This window comes from Desulfuromonas sp. DDH964, assembly GCF_001611275.1.
Taxonomy (GTDB): Bacteria; Desulfobacterota; Desulfuromonadia; order Desulfuromonadales; family DDH964; genus DDH964.
The window spans coordinates 2,053,704-2,076,842 of the sequence record NZ_CP015080.1 but is presented as its reverse complement, the minus strand read 5'-3'; the positions used below and the strand labels follow the sequence as shown (position 1 = coordinate 2,076,842).

Sequence of the window (23,139 nt, the reverse complement as noted above, 5' to 3'; positions counted from 1 at the left end):
GAGGATTTCCCATGCAATTTCGCCACAAACATATCATTGCGCTCCGGGACCTGACCAAGGAGGAGATCGAGTTGCTGCTCTCGACCGCCGAGAACATGCGGGAGATCAACAACCGCGATATCAAGAAGGTTCCGACCCTGCGCGGCAAGACGATCATCAACCTCTTTTACGAAGCGTCGACCCGGACCCGGACCTCCTTCGAAATTGCCGCCAAGCGGCTTTCGGCCGACACCGTCAACATCTCGCCATCGACCAGCTCGGCGACCAAGGGGGAAACCCTGGCCGATACCGCCCTTAACCTGCTGGCGATGAAACCTGATATCATCGTCATGCGCCACGCGGTCTCGGGGTCCCATTATTATCTCGCGAGCAAAGTCTCCTGCTCCATTGTGAACGCCGGCGACGGCGCCCATGAGCACCCCTCGCAGGGTCTGCTCGACATGCTGACGATGAAGGACCGTTTTGGTCGTCTCGATGGCCTCAAGGTGGCCATCGTCGGTGATATCACCCACAGCCGGGTCGCCCGCTCCAATATCCAGGGACTGACCAAACTCGGCTCCAAGGTCTTTCTCGCCGGTCCGCCGACGATGATGCCACCGGGGGCGGAACGCCTCGGCAATGTCACCGTCTGCAACAGCATGAAGGAAGCGATCGAAGATGCCGACGTGGTGATGATGCTGCGCATCCAGCAGGAGCGCCAGGGGAAGACGTTGATGCCCAACGCCCGGGAATACGCCCGCTACTTCGGTCTCAACAATGAGAACCTCAAGCTCGCCAAGCCCGATGCGATGGTGATGCACCCCGGACCGATCAATCGTGGCGTCGAGATGTCTTCCTATGTCGTCGATGGTCCGCAGGCCCATATTCTGCGTCAGGTTGAAAACGGTGTCGCAGTGCGCATGTCCATGCTTTACCATGTCTGCGGCGGCGAACTCGGCGAATAGACTCTTCTTATTTCTTACCATCTTGCGAGGTACCCGAGATGAATCTTCTGATCAAGAACGGCCGCATCATTGATCCTTCCCAGGATCTTGACGCCAACCTCGGCCTGTGGGTCCAGAACGGCAAGGTCAAAGAGATCGGCCAGGGGCTCAAGGCCCCGGCCGATTGCCAGGTTATCGACGCCAGCGGCTGCTACGTCACCCCGGGGCTGGTCGACATGCACGTGCATCTGCGCGATCCGGGGCTGGAGTACAAGGAAGACATTGCCAGCGGCTGTCGCGCGGCGGCGGCCGGCGGCTTTACCTCCATCGCCTGCATGCCCAACACCAAGCCGGTGATCGACAACCAGGCCGTTGTCAGCTACATCGTCAACAAGGCCCGGGAGGTCGGGGTTGTCAACGTCTTCCCGGTCGGTTCGATCACGACCGGCGGTAAGGGGGAGCGCCTCGCCGAGATGGGGGAACTCAAGGAGTCGGGCTGTGTCGCCGTCTCCGATGACGGTCGCCCGGTAGTCGATGCCGAACTGATGCGTCGCGCCCTCGAATACTCCCGCGGCATCGGCATTCTCGTGATCAGCCACGCCGAGGAGTTGAGCCTGGTGGGGGAGGGGGTCATGAACGAAGGCTTTACCTCCACCGAACTCGGCCTGAAAGGGATTCCCCGGGTCGCCGAGGACATCGCCACCGCCCGGGACGTGATGCTGGCGGAATACACCAGCTCACCGCTGCACATTGCCCATGTCTCGACCCGCGGCTCGGTACGCCTCATCCGCGAGGCCAAGGCGCGCGGCGTCCGGGTCACCTGCGAAACCGCGCCGCACTACTTCACCCTCACCGACGATGCGGTGCGCGGCTACAACACCAACGCCAAGATGAACCCGCCCTTGCGGGAGGCGGAGGATGTCGCCGCGATCAAGGAAGGCTTGAGGGACGGCACCATCGATTGCATTGCCACCGACCACGCGCCCCACCACATCGACGAGAAGGACCTCGAATTCAATGTCGCCCTGAACGGAATCATCGGGCTTGAGACCTCTCTCCCCCTCAGCCTGCGTCTGGTCGAAGAGGGGGTCTTGACCCTGCCGGAGCTGGTGGCGCGCATGGCCGTCAACCCGGCCCGCATCCTTGGCATCGACCGGGGGACCCTGGCCCCCGGGGCACGGGCCGATATCACCATCATCGACCCGCAGCGGCAGTGGCAGGTGACAGCCGCGGACCTGGCCAGCAAATCGAAAAACTCCCCATTTTTGGGGGAGACGATGCGCGGTGGTGCCAAATTTACCCTTGTCGATGGCAAGATTGCGTACCAGAATAGCTAGCCTTTCAAGATACTTAAAGAACATTCCCCAGATATTACCTTAAGGAGATCCGGAAGCATGAAAGCAATCCTTGCCTTGGCCGATGGCAAATATTTCGTCGGCAAGGCCCTCGGCGCCCCCGGTGAAGTGACCGGCGAAGTCGTCTTCAACACCAGCATGTCCGGTTACCAGGAGATCCTTACCGATCCTTCCTATGCCGGTGAAATTGTCACCATGACCTATCCGCTGATCGGCAACTACGGCATCAATCTCGAGGATGTCGAATCGGCGCGGCCACACCTTTCCGGTTTTGTCGTCAAGGAAGCGAGCGACTTCCCCAGCAACTGGCGCTCCAAGATGAGCCTCGATGCCTATCTCAAGGAGAATGGCATTGTCGGCATTCAGGGCCTCGATACCCGGGCGCTGGTGCGCCACATCCGCGACGAAGGAGCCCAGACCGGGATCATCTCCACCACCGACCTCGACCCGCAGAGCCTGGTCGCCAAGGCCCGGCAGGCCCCTTCCATTGTCGGCCGCGACCTGGTCCGGGAGGTTACCTGCGCCAAACCGTATCAGTGGGAGGAAGGGACCTGGGATCTGGTTGACGGCTACCGGGCGGTGACCGGGAAGCCGCGCTTCAAGGTTGTCGCCTACGACTTCGGGATCAAGCGCAACATCCTGCGCAACCTGGCCGCGGCAGGGTGCGCGGTGACCGTGGTCCCCGCCGACACGCCGGCGGAGGAGGTCCTGGCGATGAAGCCCGACGGCGTTTTTCTCAGCAACGGTCCGGGCGACCCGGAGCCGATCGTCTATGCCCAGGAGAATATCCGCAAGCTCCTCGGGCAGGTCCCGCTTTTCGGCATCTGCCTCGGCCATCAGCTCCTCTCCATCGCCCTGGGGGGGAGTACCTACAAGCTGAAATTCGGCCACCGCGGCGGCAACCAGCCGGTGCGCCGCGGCGACGGCCACGATGTGGAGATTACTGCCCAGAACCATGGCTTTGCCGTCGACGCCGCCTCTATCGACAGTGCCGCCGTGACCACCCACATCAACCTCAATGACAACACCGTCGAAGGGTTGTGCCACAAGAGCCTGCCGGCCTTCTCGGTGCAGTACCATCCGGAAGCGTCACCCGGTCCCCACGACGCCCACTATCTCTTCGACCGCTTTATCACGATGATGGAAAAAGCGCAGCAGACAAAAGGGGAAAAGTAGCCGGGGAGGGAACTCCCGGGATCGCCACCTTCGACCCCTCACCTATAATTGTGAAAGTAATCCGATGCCTAAACGTACAGACATTAAAAAGATTTTGATCATCGGTGCCGGGCCGATCGTCATCGGCCAGGCCTGCGAATTCGACTATTCCGGAACCCAGGCCTGCAAGGCGCTGAAAGAAGAAGGTTACTTCGTCATTCTCCTCAACTCCAATCCGGCGACGATCATGACCGACCCGGACTTCGCCGACCGGACCTATATCGAGCCGGTGACCCCGGAGGTCCTGGCCCGCATCATCGAAAAAGAACGGCCCGACGCCCTGCTCCCCACCCTCGGTGGCCAGACCGCCCTCAATACCGCGGTAGCCGTCGCCAAAAACGGCACCCTCGAAAAGTACGGGGTCGAGCTGATTGGCGCCAAGCTGCCGGCCATCGAGATGGCGGAAGACCGCACCCTCTTCAAGCAGGCGATGGAGCGCATCGGCATCGCCGTGCCGCGCAGCGGCCTCGCTCACAACTACCAGGAAGCGATCGACATCATCGAGCATGTCGGCTTTCCGGCCATTATCCGCCCCTCCTTCACCCTCGGCGGCACCGGCGGCGGCATCGCCTACAACCGGGAAGAATACGAAACCATGGCTGTTGCCGGCATCGACGCTTCGCCGACCAATGAAATCCTGGTGGAGGAGTCGGTCATCGGCTGGAAGGAATTCGAACTCGAGGTGATGCGCGACCTCGCCGACAACGTCGTCATCATCTGCTCCATCGAGAACTTCGACCCGATGGGGGTCCACACAGGCGACTCGATCACCGTCGCCCCGGCGCAGACCCTCACCGACAAGGAATACCAGATCCTGCGTGACGCCTCGATCAAGATCATCCGCGAAATCGGCGTTGAAACCGGCGGTTCCAATATCCAGTTCGGGATCAACCCTCAGGACGGCCGCCTGGTGGTCATCGAAATGAACCCGCGCGTCTCCCGCTCTTCGGCGCTCGCCTCCAAGGCGACCGGCTTTCCCATCGCCAAGATCGCCGCCAAGCTTTCGGTCGGCTACACCCTTGACGAGATTCCCAACGACATCACCCGGGAAACCTTTGCCTCATTTGAGCCGACCATCGACTATGTCGTCACCAAGATTCCGCGCTTTACCTTTGAGAAATTTCCGCAGGCCGACGCGACCCTGACGACGCAGATGAAATCGGTCGGCGAGGTCATGGCGATCGGCCGCACCTTCAAGGAGAGCCTGCAAAAAGCGCTGCGCTCCCTGGAGATCGGTTCCCATGGCTTCGAGAGCCGGATTTTTGCCACGCCGGACGATTACCGCCGCGCCCTCTCGGCAGAAGAACTCGACCTGCTGCGCAGCAAGCTGCGCATTCCTAACGCGGACCGGCTCTGGTATCTGGCAGACGCCATGCGGGCGGGCTTTTCCAATGCCGAAATCCATCAACTGACCTGGATCGATCCCTGGTTCCTGCACAATATCCGCCAGATTATCGACTTCGAACTGGTCCTGGTGGAAAGGGCAGGGGAGGTGGCCAGGGCCGATGCCGACTTCACGGAGCTGTTGCGGGAGGCCAAGCAGCTGGGCTTCTCCGATCGGCGCCTGGCGGTGCTGTGGGGCGTTACCGAGGAGGATGTCCGCAGCCTGCGCCACCACCTTGGCGTCCGCCCGGTCTTCAAGCGCGTCGATACCTGCGGAGCCGAATTCGAGGCCTTTACGCCGTACCTCTACTCGACCTACGAGACTGAGTGTGAGGCGCAGCCGACCGACCGCAAAAAAATCATGATCCTCGGCGGCGGGCCAAACCGGATCGGGCAGGGGATCGAGTTCGATTACTGCTGCGTCCATGGCGCCTTTGCCCTCGCTGAGGACGGCTTTGAGACCATCATGGTCAACTGCAACCCCGAAACTGTTTCTACCGACTACGACACCTCGGACCGCCTCTACTTCGAGCCCTTGACGCTGGAAGATGTCCTCGAAATCGTCGCCATCGAAAAACCCTTCGGTGTCATCGTCCAGTTTGGCGGCCAGACGCCGTTGAAGCTGGCCGTTGCCCTCGAAAAAGCAGGCGTCCCGATCATCGGTACCAGTCCCGATGCCATCGACCGTGCCGAAGATCGGGAACGGTTCCAGGCCCTGCTGCACAAGCTCGACCTGCGCCAGCCGGAGAATGGCCTGGCCCGTTCCTTCGAGGAGGCAGAAAAGGTCGCCGATCGTATCAGTTACCCGGTGGTGGTACGCCCTTCATACGTCCTTGGTGGCCGGGCGATGGAGATCGTCTATGATGTCAACCAGCTGCGTTCCTACATGAAACATGCGGTCGATGCTTCTCCGGAGCACCCGATCCTGGTCGACAAGTTCCTTGAAGAGGCGATCGAGGTTGACGTCGATGCCCTCGCCGATGGTGAGGAAGTTGTCATTGGCGGCATCATGCAGCATATCGAAGAGGCCGGCATCCACTCCGGCGATTCGGCCTGTGCCCTGCCACCCTTCTCCCTGAAACCGGAACTGATCGCGGAGATCCGGCGTCAGACCGTGGCCCTGGCCCTGGAACTCCAGGTCATCGGGTTGATGAATATCCAGTTCGCCGTCAAGGGAGACACGATCTACCTGCTCGAAGTCAACCCCCGCGCCAGCCGTACCGCCCCCTTTGTCTCCAAGGCGACCGGCCGGCCCCTGGCCAAGATCGCCGCCCGCCTGATGTCAGGTAAATCTCTGAAGGAGCTTGGGATTCATGGCGATATCGTACCGAAACACGTTTCCGTCAAGGAGTCGGTCTTCCCCTTCGCCAAGTTCCCCGGGGTCGATACCCTGCTCGGTCCGGAGATGAAGTCGACGGGGGAGGTGATGGGGATCGACATGGAGTTCGGCAAGGCCTTCGCCAAGGCCCAGCTCGGCGCCGGGGTGAAACTGCCCCTCTCCGGCAAGGTCTTCGTCAGCGTCAAAGACAGTGACAAAAAATATATTCTCGAGCCCTGCGCCCAGCTGATCGGGGCGGGTTTTGAAATCGTCGCCACCCATGGGACCGCGTCTTTCCTCGCCGAGAAGGGGCTTGCGAGTACGCCCATCAACAAGGTCAAGGAAGGGCGGCCTCACTGTGTCGATGCCATTAAAAGTCATGAAATTTCAATGGTATTCAATACGACCTTTGGTGCCCAGTCGGTCGCCGATTCCTATTCGATCCGCCGTTCGGCGCTGATGTACAGTGTCGCCTACTTCACCACCGTAGCAGGCATGAAAGCAGCGGTGGATGGAATTCTGGCCATGAGTCGAGAAATGCTTGACGTAAAACCGCTTCAAGAGTATTATCCGAGCCGTTAAGCTTGATTATGTTGAACAAATACATGCTGCTACGAGCCAAACGGGCGGGGTAACCCGCCCGTAGATTTTCCGGTCTAAAGGTAGAATAAACGACATGTCGCAATCGATTCCCATGACCCGTGAAGGCTATCAGCGCCTTCAGGAAGAACTGAAACGCCTGATCCGCGTCGACCGTCCGGCGGTCGTCCAGGCCATCGCCGAGGCCCGTGGCCACGGTGACCTGTCCGAGAACGCCGAGTACGATGCCGCCAAGGATCGTCAAGGGTTCATCGAGGGACGCATCAAGGAACTCAACGACAAGATTGCCCGGGCCCAGGTTATCGATCCCGCCGAACTCGAATCAGACAAGGTCGTATTCGGGGCCACCGTCACCCTCTGTGACGCCGATTCCGGCAACGAGGTAACCTATCAGATCGTCGGTGAGGACGAAGCCGACATCAAGGGTGGCAAGATCTCGGTCACCTCGCCGGTTGGCAAGGCCCTGATCGGCCATCGTCTCGACGATGAGGTCCGGATCAAGGTCCCCTCGGGGATCAAGATTTACGAATTGATCGACATCAAGTACGAATAGCGCCGGGAGCGACCGAGAATCGAGGTTGTTCCCGATTTCCAACGACAGGAGTGACTGCCATGGCAGACCAGATCACCAAGGACATGACCTTTCACCAGGTGCTGAAGATGAGCCCCGAGGTTGCCAAGGTTCTTGGCAAATATCATCTCGGCTGCGTCGGCTGCATGGGGGCCATGAACGAAACCCTTGAGCAGGGCGCCATGGCCCACGGCCTGGATGTCCAGGATATCCTGCGCGACCTGAACGCCATCTTTGCCTGAACGGGGAGGGGAGATGCCCCCGAACCCTCCGTCCCCCCATAGTATTGATCCCCTTGCCACTCCCCTGACCGAAGTCAGGGGAGTCGGTCTCAATCTGCAGAAAAAACTTGCCAAAATAGGCCTCCAGACAGTTGAGGATGCGCTTTACACCCTTCCGCACCGCTACGAAGATCGCCGGGAATTAAAAAAAATCGCCCAGTTAATACCAGGGTTTCAGCAGGTGTTCGCCGCTGAAATTCTCGCCGCCGCCGAGACCCAGACCGCCAGAAGTCGCAAGCGGCTGTATGAAGTCGTGGTTGGCGACGGCACCGGGCAACTGGTTCTGAAATGGTTTCATTACCGCCGCGACTGGATGAAGCAGCGATTCACCCCCGGCACCCGGCTATTGATCATCGGCGAGGTCAAGCGCTTTGGAATGACCCGCGAAATCCATCACCCCGAGATCGAATTTTTTCCGCCGGGACAGACTGTGGAGGGATTGCTGGCCGCCGATCCCCTCAATTTTGGTCGCATCCTGCCGGTCTATCCCCTGACCGAGGGGCTTTCCCAGAAAGTCGCACGCAAGCTCTGGAAAGAGATCGTCGACCGCTATGCCCCGCGGGTCGAATCGCGACTCCCCACCCGCTTATGCCAGAAACGCCGGCTGCTTCCCCTGGCCGAAGCAGTGCAACTGGCCCATTGGCCAGACACTGAATCCCGCATTGAAGAACTGGAAGAGGGGAGGGGCCGGGCTCGCCGTACTCTGGTTTACGACGAATTTTTTTTCCTCGAACTCGGCCTCGCCCTGAAACGCCAGGGGGTGGTTCTTGAACCGGGCATTCCCTTCAAGGTCACCCACCGCTACACCCGACAGCTTGCCCAGGCCTTGCCTTACCGGTTAACCAATGCCCAGCGCCGGGTGCTTGGCGAAATCAAGAACGACCTGATGGCGCCTCACCCCATGAACCGGCTGGTCCAGGGGGATGTCGGCAGCGGCAAGACCATTGTTGCCCTGATGGCGGCCCTGCTTGCTTTCGAAAACGACACCCAGGTGGCGGTGGTGGCTCCGACCGAAATTCTTGCTGAGCAGCATTTTTTGCAATTCCATCCCTGGCTCGAAGCTCTCGGCCTGAGAGTCGCCCTGCTTACCGGCTCCAAGCCAGCCAGGGATCGACGTAAAACTCTGCAGAATATTGCGGACGGATCATTGCACATGCTGGTAGGAACCCATGCCATCCTCCAGGAAGGAGTCGAGTTCAAACGCCTCGGCCTCGGAATTGTCGATGAACAGCACCGCTTCGGGGTACGCCAGCGGGGAATTCTGCGGAAGAAGGGTGAAAATCCGCACATTCTGGTAATGACTGCTACACCGATTCCCCGCACTCTGTCCTTAACCCTGTATGGCGATCTGGCCTTGTCGGTGATTGACGAACTGCCACCAGGCCGCACCCCGATCAGGACCCAGGTGCTCAGTGAAGCGGCTCGGCCCAGGGTCTATCAGCGCCTAAAAGAAGAAATATCCGCAGGGCATCAGGCGTATATCGTCTATCCACTCGTCGAAGAGAGTGAAAAGAGCGACCTGTTGGCCGCCACCGAAGCCGCAGCAATGCTCGATCGCGATGTCTTTCCCGAACAGTCCCTCGGCCTCCTTCATGGCAGGATGAAACCCGAAGAGAAGGAGGCCGTAATGAAAGCTTTCAAGGCGGGAGAGATTCAGGTTCTGGTCGCCACAACGGTGATCGAGGTGGGTATTGACGTCCCCAATGCGACGATGATGGTGATCGAACATGCTGAACGTTTTGGCCTGGCGCAGTTACATCAATTGCGGGGCCGGGTAGGGCGGGGGTCCGCAAGAAGTTCCTGTATCCTCCTTCGGTCCAACCGCTGCAGTGAAGAGGGGCGGCTGCGCCTTCAGGTGTTGGAGGAGTCGAGTGACGGGTTTCGGATTGCTGAAGCAGACCTCGAAATTCGTGGCCCAGGAGAGTTCCTCGGTACCAGACAGGCAGGACTTCCAGATTTCAGAGTGGCTAACCTGCTTCGAGATGGACGAGTGCTGGAAGAAGCAAGAGAAGACGCCTTTGATCTTGTCAGTGAGAAGGGGTTTCTCACCAATCCTGCCTATGACATGCTCCGGCAGGAACTCGTAAAACGTTGGGGAAGCCGTCTCGAGCTGGCGAACATTGGCTAGATCGCCAAAAAATACTTCAAGTCATTTCTGGAAACCATTCTCATGTAAAAGTTTTTCCTTTGTTTTTAAGTTATTTAATATTTTACTTTAGCTTTTGGTGAACCTTAGCCAGGAGCGCCAATGGTTTCCTAGTGATAGGCAACCGGATCGCATGACAGAAGCAGATCGGACGAAACTCCACATCCACCGGCCTCCCCGGTTGTCCCCATGCGCTATCGGTGCGGTCAAGGTTGGCCATTGTCTCTCCGGACACTCAACAGCGGTGGCTTAAGCCCTTTGACCTCAACGGAGGGGTGCCGTCCTGGTGCCCCTCGGCCACTTCTCCTGATCAGCAGTGTCATTATTTTACGTCGCATAAGATATATTATGTTGCCTAGGGTTTTTAGGTAGCCCGGCAGGAGGCCCCCTGTGAGCCTCCTTCGCCCCCAGCTGCTCGATCACCTCTCAGTAACCCCTCTCGATGACGGTCTGGTGGCCGTCACCATTCACCTTCCCGCCGATCTGGTCCGCGACTACTGCCGCTTCCTCCAAACTCTCGTCGGCTTCTTCACCACCGTTCAGAACAAGACCACCATCGCTCAGGCCGAACAACGCGCCAAGTCCTATGCGCTGAATCAGCAGGCGCAGCAAACCCTTGCCGCCTACCGCTCCCGCGTAGTCGATGCCTTCGACCGCTACACCTCCCAGGGACTTATCCGCAAAGAAGCGATTCAGAGCATCGCCGCCGAGCTGCGCGCCGATCAGCACCCCTGGCGCTCGGCTGACCTGGTGCGGATCACCCTGGTCGAGTGTGACCGCGGTGGCCGTTTCTCCCCGGCAAGGAAATGATTACCGGCAATCTGCATTTTTCCGAAACCCCCGGCATCTGAACCTATACTCAACCCTCAACCGACAGGAGAACGCTCGCCTGAGGGCATATCTGGCAGTCGGCAATTTATCCAACGAAAAAGGGACCGGCATAAGCCGATCCCTTTTTCGTTCGTTGGTCGGGGCGAGAAGATTTGAACTTCCGACCCCCTGCACCCCATGCAGGTGCGCTACCAGGCTGCGCTACGCCCCGTCAATCAACGAGTCGCGATTATCAACAATTTGCTTGCGCTTGTCAAGGAGAAACTAACCCGTTCAAAATGAAAATCGAAGGAAACTTTCCAAGAGTTTTCAATAAGATACAGATTACCGTGGACGCTTGTCGATCACTCTTTGCGCCTTGCCTTCATGGCGTGTGATCGATGAAGGTTCCACCAGCTTAACCTTGGCGCCAACCCCCAGGGTCGATGCCAGCCGCTTTTCGACAAGGTCGACAAACGCCCGTTGGCGTTTCATTTCATCGAAGAAAATCCCCTCGTTGACCTCGACATGGACCTCCAGGACATCCATGGCACCCACCTTGTCGACGACGAGCTGATAATGGGGCTCACACCCTTCAACCTGGAACAGGACTTCTTCGATCTGGGTCGGGAAGACATTCACCCCCTTAATGATCAGCATATCGTCGGAACGTCCCATGGTCTTGGCCATGCGGACATGGGTTCGGCCACATTCACAGGGAACGTAATCAAGGCGGGTGATGTCTCGGGTCCGGTAACGGATCATCGGGAAGGCTTCCTTGGTGATGCTGGTCAGCACCAGTTCCCCCACCTCCCCCGGCCCCTTGCGTTCACCGCTATCCGGATCAATGATTTCAGGAATGAAATGATCCTCGAAAATATGCATGCCACATCGATAAAAACATTCACCGGCCACCCCCGGCCCCATCACTTCACTGAGACCATAGTTGTCAGTGGCAATGATGCCGAGACGCGCCTCCAACTCTCGGCGCATTTCCTGGCTCCAGGGTTCCGCCCCGAACAGCCCCACCCGCAGGTTCAGGGTTCCTGGATCGATACCGAGCTTCTCCATGCGGTCGGCGATGGTCATCGCATAAGAAGGAGTGCAGACCAGCGCAGAAGATCGATAGTCCTGCATGATCATGATCTGCTTGTCGGTGTTGCCGCTCGACATCGGGATGACCGAGGCGCCGATGCGCTCGGCTCCGTAATGAAGACCAAAGGCCCCGGTGAAAAGCCCGTAACCGAAGGCGACATGGACGATATCGTCCTCGGTAACACCGGCAGCGGTCATGAAACGCGCCGCCAGTTCGGTCCAGGTGTTCAAGTCGGAGCGGGTATAACCGACGACCGTCGGCTTACCGGTCGTTCCCGAGGAAGAATGAATGCGAACCACTTCCCGCAGCGGCACGGCAAACATGCCGTAGGGATAGTTCTGCCGCAGGTCTTCCTTGTCGGTGAAGGGGAACTTGACAAGGTCGGAAAGAGTAGACAGATCGGTAGGAACGATACCGAGGGCGTCAAACTTCTGCCGATAACAGGGAACGTTCTGGTAGACCCGTTCGAGGGTGGCACGCAGGCGGGTGAACTGGAGAAGTTCGAGCTCCTCGCGGCTCATGCACTCATGGACGGGATCCCAGATGCGCAAAGCTCCCGCCAACTCCGGATCGATAACTTTTGATTCGGCCATAGAAATTCGGGCTCTACATCAAGCAGACCCGCTCACCTTCCAGGACATTGACCCCATTCTCAACCAGCACCCGGATCGCCTCCTCCGGATTGTCGAACCGGAAAATGATGACGGCGTTCTCGCCACAGCGCTCGACAAAGGCATACATGTATTCGACGTTTACTTCGCCCCGGTCGAGGATTTCGAGAATGCTGAACAGGCCGCTGGGTCGATCGGGAACTTCGACCGCCACCACTTCGGTCTTACTGACCGTAAATCCTTCGGCCTTGAGGACCGACTTGGCGAGATCGACACGGTCGACGATCAACCGTAAGATCCCGAAATCCGAAGTGTCCGCAAGAGAGAGGGCCCGGATGTTGACACCGGATGCTCCTAAAATCCGGGTAACTTCTGCCAGGCGACCCGACTTGTTTTCAATAAATATGGAAATCTGCTCGACCTTCATAAAGCGCCTCCTTCCGGACAGGGAACGACTCAGCTCTGCGGGGGACGGTTGTCGACGACGCGCCTGGCCTTCCCCTCGCTGCGTGCGATGGTCTTCGGTTCAACCAACCGCACCTTGCAGGTAACTCCAAGCAGGTCTTTGATTTCCTTGCGAATTTTGCTACTCAAATCCTGCAACACCTTGATCTCGTCGGAAAAGGTCTGTTCATTGACCTCGACCTGGACTTCGAGGGTGTCGAGCTTATCGTCGCGATCGACGATCAACTGGTAATGGGGCTCGATCCCTTCGATCGTCATCAGCACGCTCTCGATCTGGGACGGAAACACATTGACCCCGCGGATGATCAGCATGTCGTCGCTACGGCCACTCATGCGCTCCAGACGCAGGTGGGTACGACCGCAGATGCAGGGTTCGGGAATCAGGCGGGTAATATCCCGGGTCCGGTAGCGGAGCATCGGGATCCCCTCCTTGGTGATGGTCGTGATCACCAGCTCCCCCCGATCTCCGACCGGCAGAACTTCGCCGCTGTCAGGATCGATAATCTCGGGGATGAAATGATCTTCCCAGATATGCAGGCCTTTTTGTGCCTCGATACATTCAATCGCGACCCCGGGTCCGAGGATTTCGGAAAGACCATAGATATCGATCGCCTTGATGTTCAGCTTGTTCTCGATTTCCTGGCGGATCGACTCACTCCAGGGTTCGGCCCCGAAGATGCCGACCCGCAGCTTGAGTTTGCGGATATCGATCCCCTCTTCCGCCGCCGCTTCTGCCAGGTAAAGGCTGTAGGAAGGGGTGCAGGTCAGGACCGTGGAACCGAAGTCCTGCATGATCATGATTTGCTTTTTGGTGTTCCCCCCGGACATGGGGATGACCGAAGCACCGAGGGTCTCGGCGCCGTAATGGGCCCCCAGGCCACCGGTAAAGAGTCCGTAACCGTAGGCGTTATGGATCACATCCCCGCGGTGGGCACCGGCCGCTACGAAGGAACGGGCCATCAGCTCGGCCCAGGTCTCGATATCGCGCCGGGTGTAGCCGACCACGGTCGGTTTGCCGGTGGTACCGCTCGAAGCATGGATGCGAACGATCTGTTCCAGAGGAACGGCGAACAGGCCATACGGGTAGTTGTCACGCATGTCCTGTTTTAGCGTAAAGGGGAGCCGCCGCAGATCGTCAAGAGTGCGAATCTGGTCAGGACGGACGCCGGCCCTGCGAAAGCTCTCATGATAGAAAGGGACCGTGGCACTGACCCGCTCGACGGTCTGTCGCAACCTCTTGACCTGCAGATGTTCGAGCGCCTCCCGCGGGAGGGTTTCGAACTCGTCATTCCAGAACATCGCTCGCCCCTTTCTTCGTTAACAGGTCCGTCCGAGCTCGAAGGCTTTTACGTTCTCCGCCAGAAACCGGGCGGGAACCATTTTTTCCAAGGCCCGCTGCCAGTACTCCTCCTTGATGTCGAGTTGCCGGGAGACGGCGCCGAGCAGCACGGTATTGGCAGCGCGGGGATTCCCGGCCCGCTCCGCCAGGTGCTGCCCGTCGACCAGCAGAAAATCGGGGAAGCGCTGACGAATGATGTGCGGCAGGTCCTGGGGATAGGCTTGCTGTCCGGAAAGGACTGCCGGCGGCGGGATCTGCAGGTCGTTGGCAATGACCTTTGCCCCCGAATGCAACAACGGCAAGGCCCGGCACGTCTCCATCAGTTCGAAACCGAACAGCACGTCCCCCTCCCCTTCCGGCACGATCGGGGAGAAGACCTCGCTACCGAAACGGACGTGAGAAACGACGCTGCCGCCACGCTGGGACATGCCGTGGATTTCGCTCTTCTTGACATCGTAGCCGGCAAGCATGCAGGTTTCCGCCAGGATTTCAGAGGCCAGCAAGATTCCCTGGCCACCGACACCGACCAGCAGGACATTGGTGATGTCACGTGTCATTTGGCCCTCCCGATGGCATCGAAACGACAGAGTTGGCGGCAGACACCGCAGCCGTTGCAGAGGAGCGGGTCGATATGGGCAACCCCCTTCTTTCCCTCTCCGGGTTGCCAGATGATGGCGGGGCACCCGATTCTCAGGCAGGCACGGCAGCCGGTGCATTGCGCAGCATCGACCTCGAGCAGTGGGCCGGTTTCGTAAACGCCGGGTCGCTTGACCAGGACGCAGGGCTTGTTGGTAATGACCACCGACGGTTCGGGGCGGGCCATCTCCTCGGCGATGGCCGCCTTGGTTTCGGCAAGGTCAAGGGGATTGACAGTGCGGATATGCCGCACCCCCAGAACGCGGCAAAGTTCGGCAAGATCAACCGGGGGAGCATCCTGGTTCATCAGGGTGTAGCCGGATGCGGGGTTGTCCTGGCGACCGGTCATTGCCGTGATCCGGTTATCGAGGATGATCAGGGTTGTCGGCGCCTGGTTATAGACCATGTCCATCAAGCCGTTGATCCCGGTGTGAAGGAAGGTCGAATCGCCGATAACGGCGACGACCTGTCGCTTCTCGGCGTCCGGTACAACCTTGACGACCCCGGTGGCATTACCGACGCTGGCGCCCATGCATACGCAGGTATCCATCGCCGAGAGGGGTGGCATGAAACCAAGGGTATAGCAGCCGATATCGCCGGTGACATAGGCTTTGAGCTGGTTGAGCGCATAGAAGACACCGCGATGGGGGCAGCCCGGGCACATGTTGGGCGGTCGCGGCGGCAGTTCGGGCAACGCCGTCGCTTCGGCGGCGGCAGAAGCCAGGATCAGGCCGAGGGGAGCAAAGGCAGCGCGCAGAATTCCCGGCGTCAGCTCACCGCAGAGGGGGAGCAAATCCTTGCCGCGGCAGGTGATCCCCATCGCCTTGACCTGTTCCTCGAGGAAGGGATCGAGCTCTTCGACGATCAGCAACTGGTCGACTTTGGCCGCGAATTCGCGAACCACATCCTTTGCCAGCGGGTGGACCAGGCCCAGCTTGAGGGTCGAGGCCTGCGGCAGGACTTCGCGAACGTAGTTGTAACAGACCCCGGAGGTGATGACGCCAATACGGGTATCCCGCATTTCCATGCGGTTACAGGCGAGATTTGCCGCAGCCAGCTTGACCAGCCGCTCTTCGACAAACGGGTGGCGGCGGCGGGCATTGCCCGGCAGCATGACCAGCTTGGCGGCGTTGCGCTCAAGCCGCGGTTCGGGCAGACCGGAAACCGGCTCATCGAGCAGCACCAGCGATTTGCTGTGGGAAATCCGGGTGGTGGTCCGCAACATGACCGGAGTATCGTACTGTTCGGAAAGCTCCAGACCGAGTCGCGTGAAATCCTTGCATTCCTGGGAATCGGACGGTTCCAGCATCGGGACCTTGGCGAACTTGGCGTAATTGCGATTGTCCTGCTCGTTCTGGGAGGAATGCATCTCCGGGTCGTCGGCTGTGACCAGCACCAAGCCGCCGCGGACCCCCGTATAGGAGAAGGTAAAGAGCGGGTCAGCCGCCACATTGACCCCGACATGCTTCATGGTGACCAGGGCGCGGGCGCCGCCGAAGCTGGCACCAATGCCGACTTCGAGGGCAACCTTTTCATTCGGGGCCCAGGAGGCGTCAATCGTCGGGTAATTGACAACATTCTCCAGGATTTCGGTGCTTGGCGTCCCGGGATAGGCCGAAGCGACCCGCACCCCGCCTTCGAAAGCTCCGCGAGCGATCGCTTCATTGCCTGAGAGTATTGCTTTTTCCATACAATTAAGTGTCCTTCGATGGATTGCCTTGCCGGATGGTCCGCGACCGGAGCAATGGCTAAAGATGGTGAATATAGTTTAGTGTCAAAAAGAAGTCAATTTAATCAAGCCTCTGCGTAATTCTGGCGTGTTCAAGCAGGAGCCCTTCAAGGAGGCCAAAATCACTGACTGTCAGGCTCTCTCTGGAAAAAAGGCGAAGCAGCTGCAGAACTATCATCACCCCGGGAAGAATCAGGTCACCCCTCCCCTTTTCCAGTCCCGGCAGGCGCTCCCTCTCAGCCACGTCGAGTTCGCCAAGACGCCTGGCCCAGTTCTGGAGATCATGCTGCGTCAGGAGCAGATTGTTTACCCGCCGCCAATCGTATTTTTCCATGCCGAGCTGCAGGGCGGCGAGGGTCGTGACGGTTCCTGCCGTGCCAACCAAAAGCGTGCGCTTGTCCTGGATCAGGTCCAGGAGATTAGCCCTTCGCAGGTCCCGCTGTAAAGCGTCCAGGCAGGTTTCGATTTGCCGATATTGCATTGACGGGTCGCCCCCTTCTTCACAAAGCGAGACGACCCCAAGCGGATAGCTGCGATAAAAGAGGTGTTTACCATCCACGACCAGAATGAATTCGGTACTGCCGCCGCCGATATCGAAAATCAACGCATGGGAAGGTTTCGGATCCAGCGCAGCGAGAACGCCGGTCGCGGCCAGGTAGGCTTCTTTTTCGCCGTCGACAACGTCAACAACCAGACCGGTCTCACGTTGGATTCTTGCGACGAACGCCTTGCCGTTTTTAGCGCGACGCAGAGCCGCAGTTCCAACGGCGGCCACCCCGTCAACCCTGGCGGTGGCAAGTTCCGCGGCACACTGTTGTAACGCAAGTAGGGTCCGCTCCATTGCTTCAGAAGCCAGACCCTCATTGCTGGTGATCCCGCCACCGAGACGGGTCACTTTCCGGAAATAATGCAGGGGAAGCAGGGAACCATCGCCAGTCACCGATGCAAGCAGCATCCGCACCGTATTGGACCCGACATCTATGGCGGCAAACATTTATTTCTTCCCGACCACGGCCTCGGCAATATTGAAGGTGTGGTCCCCGATCTTTTCGAAATTGTGCAGCATGTCGATAAAGATGAGTCCGGGAAGCACCGCACATTCACCGGTATTGAGGCGGGAGATATGATTGTTGCGAAGCACCTCCTCGGTATCGTCCACCACCGATTCCATGTGCAGGGCCTTGTCGAGAATGGTCCGGTCGCCCCGCTCGATCGCTTCGACGACAAAGCCGAGAAAATCTCGGGTATGTCGTGCCATATCGACGATCTCGTCAATGGCAATTTCCGAAAAAAGAACTTTCTGTTCCCGCTTCCGCTGCCCCAGGCGCCATAAATTTTCACAATGGTCACCAACCCGCTCGAGGTCATTGACCATGTTCATCATCGAGGCGATATCCTTGCTGGTTTCCTGGGTAATCGATTTTTGGGAGAGTGCCACCAGAAAGTCAGTGATCTCCTTTTGCAACAGATCGACCAGTTCCTCCTTCTTCTCCAGGGAAGGAATTCTTTTTTCATCCTGATCCTGAAGATAAGCGACCGTTTCATCGACCATCTCGAGGGCCGTCATAGCCATGCGCCGGGTTTCGGAACGGGCTTGGCCTAGAGCAATCGGCGGAGTGTTGAGAACCCGGTTGTCGATAAACTTCAAGTGAAACTCCATCTCTTCCTCGCGGCCCCGGATCATCAGGGTTGTCAATTTGGCCAGTACGCCGACGAGGGGGAGAAAGACGATGGTATTGAGAATATTGAACAGGGTATGGGTGTTGGCGATATGACGAGCAATAAAGGGCTTGTCGCCAATAGCGCCGCCGAGGCTGGCGGCCTGCTGCTGGGTTTGAATCATAAAATCAGCATCACCAGGTGTGATACTGTTGATAAAATGAGCGAAATAATTGAAAAAAATCAGCATATAGGCAACGCCGATGGCGTTGAAGAGAAAGTGAGCGAAGGCGGTCCGGCGGGCAGCGAGATTGGTGCCGATGGCGGCGAGATTGGCGGTTATCGTGGTACCGATATTTTCGCCGAGTATCAGGGCAATGCTGGCCTCGAAGGAGATCAGTCCGGTGCTGGAAAGGGCGATCGTGATACCGATGGTGGCGCTGCTGCTTTGCACGATCATGGTCAGGACGGTGCCGATCAGGACCCCGAGGAGGTGATGATCGCCAACCATGATGAACATTTCACGGAATTCCTGGCTTTTTTTCAGCGGCTCGAAAGCCTGCTCCATAATCTGCAGACCAAAAAAGAGGATACCGAAACCAAGCAGGATCTCGCCGATGTAAGTCCATCGCTTACTGCTGGAGAAGAGTTTCAGCCCGGTCCCCAGGCCAATCGCCGGCAGTGCATACTTGGTTATCTTGAAGGCGATCAACTGGGCGGTGATCGTGGTGCCGATATTGGCGCCAAGGACAACGCCAATCGATTGGACCAGCGACATCAGGCCGGCATTGACAAATCCGACGACCATGACGGTCGTTGCACTGGAAGACTGGATAATTGCGGTCACGGCAACACCAACCAGGGTGCCGACAATCCGATTGTTGGTCAGCGCCGCGAGGATTTTGCGCATCCGGTCGCCGGCCACCTTTTGTAAACCTTCCGACATGATCTTCATGCCAAAAAGAAACAGGCCAAGTCCGCCGACGAGGCCAAAAATAAGCTGCTGGTTTAATACCGCATCAAGCACCGGGCATACTCCGCTGGTGGAATCATTCGAACCGAAAAGGGTCGGAATTCCCTTAAGTTGAAAGGATTAACACCCGTGGCACTATAACCAAGGAGTCAGTTTTTTTCAATTGAAAAGGGAAAGGTGAAATCGGGGGGACCAGAGATGGAAGTTCCGGGCAGATAGACTCTTAACTCGATCGATTTCTTGGTCGCCAGATCAACAGGAAAATAGACCATGCCGGCGACCCTGGCGCCGGAAAGCACGGGAGTGACAGGCAGGGCCTCATCCAGTAACTCCTGGGGATGGTTGGTCGCATAGTACGGCAGTGAACTCCCCATGGTGTCTGTCGAATCAGCCCAGCGGGAATCTTCGAGGTAATAGTATCCAACATAGGGATAAGGGATCAGGTAGTCCGATTGCCGATCCAGAGTCGCCAGGACGTTTTGGGGGGGCAACGGTCGCACCTGGGTACCCCCTGCGTCAACCAGATAGAACGACTCCAGGGGGACCGTCACCTCTTGTTGCCGATGATTGACAACCACGAGGTAGAAGGAGGTGATGTTCTCGCCGACTTGATAGGAGCCGACACCCAACTCCTGGACGCGAGCGGAAATTTCAAGGCCGTTGCGGGTTTCCGTAATCGAGCGATCGGCGGGATTGACCAACGCGTCTGAATTCTGGGGCCGGGGAACGACAGTAATGCCGCATCCGGAGAGAAGCAATATCAAGGCAAATACACCAGGAAAAACGATTCTCATGCCGAACCCTCTCTTTCCGGAAGGACACACCATACTCCTTCCCTTACGCCTTTTCGGCCAATGACCAGAGTAGCATCAACCGGTAATCCTCATGATTCTCTCTGGTTCGTTGGCTGAACACGCGAACAATGTTTCTCATCAACCGCAGACCGAGGCTCGGATTTTTCTTACAAAGAGTTTCAAAATCGGACTTGCGCAAAGAAAGGAGTCGGGCCTCTTCAATGACCCTGGCCGTGGCAGACCGGGGGGCACCATCAAGAATGGCCATTTCGCCGAAAACATCATCAGGGCCGAGGATCACCAGGGTCTTCTCATCCCCTTCCGAGATCATTTTGGAGATTCGGATGGTACCGGCCTGGATGAGGTAGAGGGACTCGCCGGGCATGTGCTCGACAAAGACCGTCATCCCTTCGCTCAATCGTTTTTCGACAAAGAGTTCCGCAAGAAGGTGGATTTCTGCATCGCTCATCTCCTTAAAGATAAAACAGCTTTTAAGCGAGTCAAGATTGACAGTCATAGGTGGTGTCTATTTCTGCAGTTTGGTCACGGTCTCGACACCAACCTGCTCAAGGTCCCAGATATTATCATAAAGGACGATATCTACCTGATTTTCCTCCAACCTGGCATCCTTGGAATCCGCCGAACCAAAGCCGACCATATAGCGTTCGATTTTCAGCTTGTGCCGAGTCCGAAGATAGTCTTCAACGGCTTTTACGCGGCGGATATTGAGATCAAGATTTTTGCCGTTGGAAATCCCGCCACCTGGAAGTCCCTCAGCGCGAATCACCTTCTGCTTCAGATCCAAATCCTGAAGGTTGGAAAAAACCAGATCCAGGGCCTCCTTGGCCGCTGCGTCAAGTTTGAACGAACCCGGTGAAAATTTGATGCTGGCGATAACGGTTTGGGACGTAAAAAAGTGTTTTAGGCGATCCTCGGTCAATCCTTCTCCGGAAGCAGTCGCTTCACTATAACAGATCAGTAACATTAACGCTGTCAACCAGACTTTCATCCCTCCCCTCCCTTGGGAATCAATACCAGAATTTCTACACGGCGGTTCAGGGCGCGGCCCTCCGGTGTAGCATTGTCCGCAATCGGCTGACTCTCGCCAAATCCCTTGACAAAGACTCTTGTCAAGTCCACTCCATTATGGGAGACCATATAACTGGCATAGGAGATCGCCCGCTTCAGGGAAAGCCTTTCATTGTAACGATAGGAACCGATACTGTCGGTATGCCCATCCATCCTGATGATGTACCAGCGATTATCTTTACGTAATAGCTCGGCGATTTCTGCCACAGCCTGCTCGCCTTCAGCGGAGAGGACCCACTGGTTAAAATCAAAAGTCAGTTCAGGCAGGACGAATTTCCGGTACACCAGAGTTCTGACCGGTTTGGAAATAACCGTAGCCTGAGTTTGCGAGGTTGTGATGGCTGGCAGGCTGCCAACCGGAGAGATTGGCAACGCCGCACCGGACAATGCCGTTGCGGGAAACGCCAGGCTGTCTTCCGGATAGAGGATGATCTCTTCTTTCCCCTGCTCCACCGGAACCTCGAGCTTGTTGACAGGCTCTGCGACCGGGACAACCGTTTTGGGTATCAGGGGGGTCAGTGTCTTGATCTTGACCACCTTGACGGGCTCGGCCACGGGTTCGGAGACTTCCGCTTCAGGTTCAACCAGTTTCGGAATGGGGCGCGAGTATGTGCCAATCCCCTGGCAGGCGCTCAAGCCAAAAATGAATCTCCAGTCGGGACTCCTGTCAGCAAAACCAAACCCGAGTCCGCTATTAACGGTCAGATGAGGAGAGAAGAAATATTGAAACCCCGCCATAACCTCGCCAGGGCCGCCCTTTCCTGGGACTCGTTCGGTCCCACTCTCAACTTCTGCAATAAGACGGAGACGAGAGGAGGGAAAAAACTCCAGGCCACCACCATAAAGGTAGTTGTCGTAAGTCAACTGGTTGGACTGGTAACCGAAATTGGCGTGGAGACCGATCCGCTCCAACTTGAAACTCGCTATTGCCCTCGTCAGGTAGTCTGTTTTCCCGTCAAGATTTTTATTGTCGGATATACTCCTTCGAACCTGCCCGTCGAGAGAGAGTTTGAATGGGGAGGATCTTTGCCCAAGGATTCGGGCCTTCATGCCGAGATTGGCAAATCCACGTCCGCTGGCCAGATCCTCATCATTGAAAAGTATATTGGGATATGACCCGTAGGCTTCCAGAAAACTTCCCAGGCCAAGGGTGATGGCAACGGGGGCGATTGTCGCGCTCGATTCGTCCGGACCGGAAGAGCAGTTGGCCCAGAGGCCAATGCAGATATTTCCCGCATTCAGCGTGTCGGCGGTCGGTTGCGAAAAAAGCCCCGTATCACCATACTGGGTCGGATTTGCATCGACCGGCACAGGAAAAAAAGCCAGCAGGAGAACACCCAGAAAACATGCAAGGAACCCGTGTTTCATGCAAATCCTTCTCGCCATCACGAATCAGCGAAAAACGATACTCAGAGGGTAGTGCAAACGCCGTCTTACATAGCATTGCGACAGGTAAAAATCAACTGTTTCCATATCTTTACCGCAACCAACGACACCGGTGCATTCACTTCACCCGATTCCGGTAGATAATCTCTGCAACTCTAGGAGCAATTCCACGCCGGAATGGAAAAAATACGGCCATAAACAGTCGTGATGTAATCAAGGATTGTGCCAAGGGACCCCCATCAGGAGAATAACGAGCACCCTGCGAAATCATTTCTTCCGAAGATATAACAATATGGGGAAAACCTTTGGTTTACTGAAGGCTTGGCGACTTTGAATCGGGAGAGCGGGGCCTGTCCCGTCCACTCAGAGATTTCTGGCTCCTGGGGGGCGACAAACGAATGCCCGGGATAATAGCTGAATCATCCCGGGCAAAAAACGTAGACGACAGAATTTTCCTGGCGGAACCTGTTCCTTTAGATGTTGACCTTCTCCCGCAACTCCTTTCCGACCTTGAAAAAGGGGAGCTTTTTGGGATTCACCTTGATGACCTCCCCGGTTTTGGGGTTGCGCCCCATATACGCCTTGTAGTCTTTGACAACGAAACTGCCGAAGCCGCGTATCTCAATCCGGCCCCCGCTGGAGAGCGTGGAGGCCATGGAATCAAAGATGATATTTACAATCTCCTCGGCTTTTTTGTAGGTCAGATTCTTCTCACCTGCGAGAGCATCGACCAATTCCGATTTGTTCATAGCGCCTCCCC

At 57.4% G+C, this 23,139-nt stretch carries 20 protein-coding genes and 1 tRNA gene; 8 read left to right on the top strand and 13 right to left on the bottom strand.

Translation table 11 applies throughout. The annotated features are described in order from the left end of the window. The first annotated feature begins 11 nt into the window (after positions 1 to 11). The 8 genes from DBW_RS09480 (at position 12) to DBW_RS09445 (ending at position 10,602) form a co-directional block, all read left to right on the top strand. Positions 12 to 944 (top strand): aspartate carbamoyltransferase catalytic subunit, encoded by a 933-nt coding sequence (locus tag DBW_RS09480; RefSeq protein ID WP_066727214.1) that lies wholly within the window; start codon positions 12 to 14, stop codon positions 942 to 944. A 38-nt stretch (positions 945 to 982) separates the two neighbouring features. Continuing rightward, a complete protein-coding gene (locus tag DBW_RS09475; protein ID WP_066727212.1) occupies positions 983 to 2,260 on the top strand; it encodes a dihydroorotase in 1,278 nt (425 codons plus the stop codon). 57 nt (positions 2,261 to 2,317) lie between these two features. Then, positions 2,318 to 3,454: a glutamine-hydrolyzing carbamoyl-phosphate synthase small subunit gene (gene carA, locus DBW_RS09470; protein ID WP_066727210.1), complete on the top strand. Its 1,137-nt coding sequence runs from the start codon at positions 2,318 to 2,320 to the stop codon at positions 3,452 to 3,454. Positions 3,455 to 3,518: 64 nt separating this feature from the next. Further along, complete coding sequence (gene carB, locus DBW_RS09465) at positions 3,519 to 6,776, top strand: carbamoyl-phosphate synthase large subunit (RefSeq protein WP_066727208.1); 3,258 nt, start codon at positions 3,519 to 3,521, stop codon at positions 6,774 to 6,776. Positions 6,777 to 6,870: 94 nt separating this feature from the next. Continuing rightward, positions 6,871 to 7,347: a transcription elongation factor GreA gene (gene greA / locus DBW_RS09460; RefSeq protein ID WP_066727206.1), complete on the top strand. Its 477-nt coding sequence runs from the start codon at positions 6,871 to 6,873 to the stop codon at positions 7,345 to 7,347. Between the two features lie 59 nt (positions 7,348 to 7,406). Continuing rightward, positions 7,407 to 7,607, top strand: coding sequence for a DUF1858 domain-containing protein (locus tag DBW_RS09455; RefSeq protein ID WP_066727204.1), 201 nt, complete (start codon positions 7,407 to 7,409; stop codon positions 7,605 to 7,607). Between the two features lie 13 nt (positions 7,608 to 7,620). Further along, positions 7,621 to 9,774, top strand: coding sequence for an ATP-dependent DNA helicase RecG (gene recG, locus DBW_RS09450; protein WP_066727202.1), 2,154 nt, complete (start codon positions 7,621 to 7,623; stop codon positions 9,772 to 9,774). Between the two features lie 408 nt (positions 9,775 to 10,182). Continuing rightward, positions 10,183 to 10,602, top strand: a complete 420-nt coding sequence (locus tag DBW_RS09445; protein WP_066727200.1) for a hypothetical protein — start codon at positions 10,183 to 10,185, stop codon at positions 10,600 to 10,602. A gap of 155 nt (positions 10,603 to 10,757) precedes the next feature. Here DBW_RS09445 and DBW_RS09440 read toward each other — a convergent pair. The 13 genes from DBW_RS09440 to DBW_RS09380 form a co-directional block, all read right to left on the bottom strand. Beyond that, positions 10,758 to 10,834, bottom strand: a tRNA-Pro gene (locus DBW_RS09440). 113 nt (positions 10,835 to 10,947) lie between these two features. After that, positions 10,948 to 12,249, bottom strand: coding sequence for a phenylacetate--CoA ligase (locus DBW_RS09435; RefSeq protein WP_066729771.1), 1,302 nt, complete (start codon positions 12,247 to 12,249; stop codon positions 10,948 to 10,950). 55 nt (positions 12,250 to 12,304) lie between these two features. Continuing rightward, positions 12,305 to 12,736, bottom strand: a complete 432-nt coding sequence (locus DBW_RS09430) for an ACT domain-containing protein (protein WP_066727199.1) — start codon at positions 12,734 to 12,736, stop codon at positions 12,305 to 12,307. Between the two features lie 29 nt (positions 12,737 to 12,765). After that, positions 12,766 to 14,073, bottom strand: coding sequence for a phenylacetate--CoA ligase family protein (locus tag DBW_RS09425; protein ID WP_066727198.1), 1,308 nt, complete (start codon positions 14,071 to 14,073; stop codon positions 12,766 to 12,768). An 18-nt stretch (positions 14,074 to 14,091) separates the two neighbouring features. Then, on the bottom strand, positions 14,092 to 14,670 hold the full coding sequence (locus DBW_RS09420; RefSeq protein ID WP_066727196.1) for an indolepyruvate oxidoreductase subunit beta: 579 nt from the start codon (positions 14,668 to 14,670) through the stop codon (positions 14,092 to 14,094). Next, on the bottom strand, positions 14,667 to 16,439 hold the full coding sequence (gene iorA / locus DBW_RS09415) for an indolepyruvate ferredoxin oxidoreductase subunit alpha (RefSeq protein ID WP_066727194.1): 1,773 nt from the start codon (positions 16,437 to 16,439) through the stop codon (positions 14,667 to 14,669). Before iorA ends, DBW_RS09420 begins: the two co-directional genes overlap by 4 nt. Before the next feature lie 100 nt (positions 16,440 to 16,539). Continuing rightward, positions 16,540 to 17,472: a Ppx/GppA phosphatase family protein gene (locus DBW_RS09410; RefSeq protein ID WP_066727193.1), complete on the bottom strand. Its 933-nt coding sequence runs from the start codon at positions 17,470 to 17,472 to the stop codon at positions 16,540 to 16,542. Beyond that, on the bottom strand, positions 17,473 to 19,164 hold the full coding sequence (locus DBW_RS09405) for a Na/Pi cotransporter family protein (protein ID WP_066727191.1): 1,692 nt from the start codon (positions 19,162 to 19,164) through the stop codon (positions 17,473 to 17,475). 95 nt (positions 19,165 to 19,259) lie between these two features. Further along, positions 19,260 to 19,904: a hypothetical protein gene (locus DBW_RS09400; protein ID WP_157471857.1), complete on the bottom strand. Its 645-nt coding sequence runs from the start codon at positions 19,902 to 19,904 to the stop codon at positions 19,260 to 19,262. Between the two features lie 43 nt (positions 19,905 to 19,947). After that, on the bottom strand, positions 19,948 to 20,421 hold the full coding sequence (locus tag DBW_RS09395) for a cyclic nucleotide-binding domain-containing protein (protein WP_082820282.1): 474 nt from the start codon (positions 20,419 to 20,421) through the stop codon (positions 19,948 to 19,950). Between the two features lie 9 nt (positions 20,422 to 20,430). Next, positions 20,431 to 20,913, bottom strand: a complete 483-nt coding sequence (locus DBW_RS09390) for an OmpA family protein (protein WP_082820281.1) — start codon at positions 20,911 to 20,913, stop codon at positions 20,431 to 20,433. Continuing rightward, positions 20,910 to 22,361, bottom strand: a complete 1,452-nt coding sequence (locus DBW_RS09385) for an OmpA family protein (RefSeq protein WP_066727185.1) — start codon at positions 22,359 to 22,361, stop codon at positions 20,910 to 20,912. The genes DBW_RS09390 and DBW_RS09385 overlap by 4 nt, the downstream gene beginning before the upstream one ends. Before the next feature lie 491 nt (positions 22,362 to 22,852). After that, complete coding sequence (locus DBW_RS09380) at positions 22,853 to 23,128, bottom strand: HU family DNA-binding protein (RefSeq protein WP_066727183.1); 276 nt, start codon at positions 23,126 to 23,128, stop codon at positions 22,853 to 22,855. Between the last annotated feature and the right edge of the window lie 11 nt (positions 23,129 to 23,139).

Bases quoted from the DNA above. Each gene is read 5' to 3' on its own strand.
- iorA (WP_066727194.1), bottom strand. From the start codon at position 16,439: ATGGAAAAAGCAATACTCTCAGGCAATGAAGCGATCGCTCGCGGAGCT.
- DBW_RS09410 (WP_066727193.1), bottom strand. From the start codon at position 17,472: ATGTTTGCCGCCATAGATGTCGGGTCCAATACGGTGCGGATGCTGCTT.
- DBW_RS09430 (WP_066727199.1), bottom strand. From the start codon at position 12,736: ATGAAGGTCGAGCAGATTTCCATATTTATTGAAAACAAGTCGGGTCGC.
- DBW_RS09475 (WP_066727212.1), top strand. From the start codon at position 983: ATGAATCTTCTGATCAAGAACGGCCGCATCATTGATCCTTCCCAGGAT.
- DBW_RS09390 (WP_082820281.1), bottom strand. From the start codon at position 20,913: ATGAAAGTCTGGTTGACAGCGTTAATGTTACTGATCTGTTATAGTGAA.
- DBW_RS09395 (WP_082820282.1), bottom strand. From the start codon at position 20,421: ATGACTGTCAATCTTGACTCGCTTAAAAGCTGTTTTATCTTTAAGGAG.
- DBW_RS09455 (WP_066727204.1), top strand. From the start codon at position 7,407: ATGGCAGACCAGATCACCAAGGACATGACCTTTCACCAGGTGCTGAAG.
- DBW_RS09420 (WP_066727196.1), bottom strand. From the start codon at position 14,670: ATGACACGTGACATCACCAATGTCCTGCTGGTCGGTGTCGGTGGCCAG.
- carB (WP_066727208.1), top strand. From the start codon at position 3,519: ATGCCTAAACGTACAGACATTAAAAAGATTTTGATCATCGGTGCCGGG.
- greA (WP_066727206.1), top strand. From the start codon at position 6,871: ATGTCGCAATCGATTCCCATGACCCGTGAAGGCTATCAGCGCCTTCAG.
- DBW_RS09425 (WP_066727198.1), bottom strand. From the start codon at position 14,073: ATGTTCTGGAATGACGAGTTCGAAACCCTCCCGCGGGAGGCGCTCGAA.
- carA (WP_066727210.1), top strand. From the start codon at position 2,318: ATGAAAGCAATCCTTGCCTTGGCCGATGGCAAATATTTCGTCGGCAAG.
- recG (WP_066727202.1), top strand. From the start codon at position 7,621: ATGCCCCCGAACCCTCCGTCCCCCCATAGTATTGATCCCCTTGCCACT.
- DBW_RS09480 (WP_066727214.1), top strand. From the start codon at position 12: ATGCAATTTCGCCACAAACATATCATTGCGCTCCGGGACCTGACCAAG.
- DBW_RS09385 (WP_066727185.1), bottom strand. From the start codon at position 22,361: ATGAAACACGGGTTCCTTGCATGTTTTCTGGGTGTTCTCCTGCTGGCT.
- DBW_RS09400 (WP_157471857.1), bottom strand. From the start codon at position 19,904: ATGAGAATCGTTTTTCCTGGTGTATTTGCCTTGATATTGCTTCTCTCC.
- DBW_RS09380 (WP_066727183.1), bottom strand. From the start codon at position 23,128: ATGAACAAATCGGAATTGGTCGATGCTCTCGCAGGTGAGAAGAATCTG.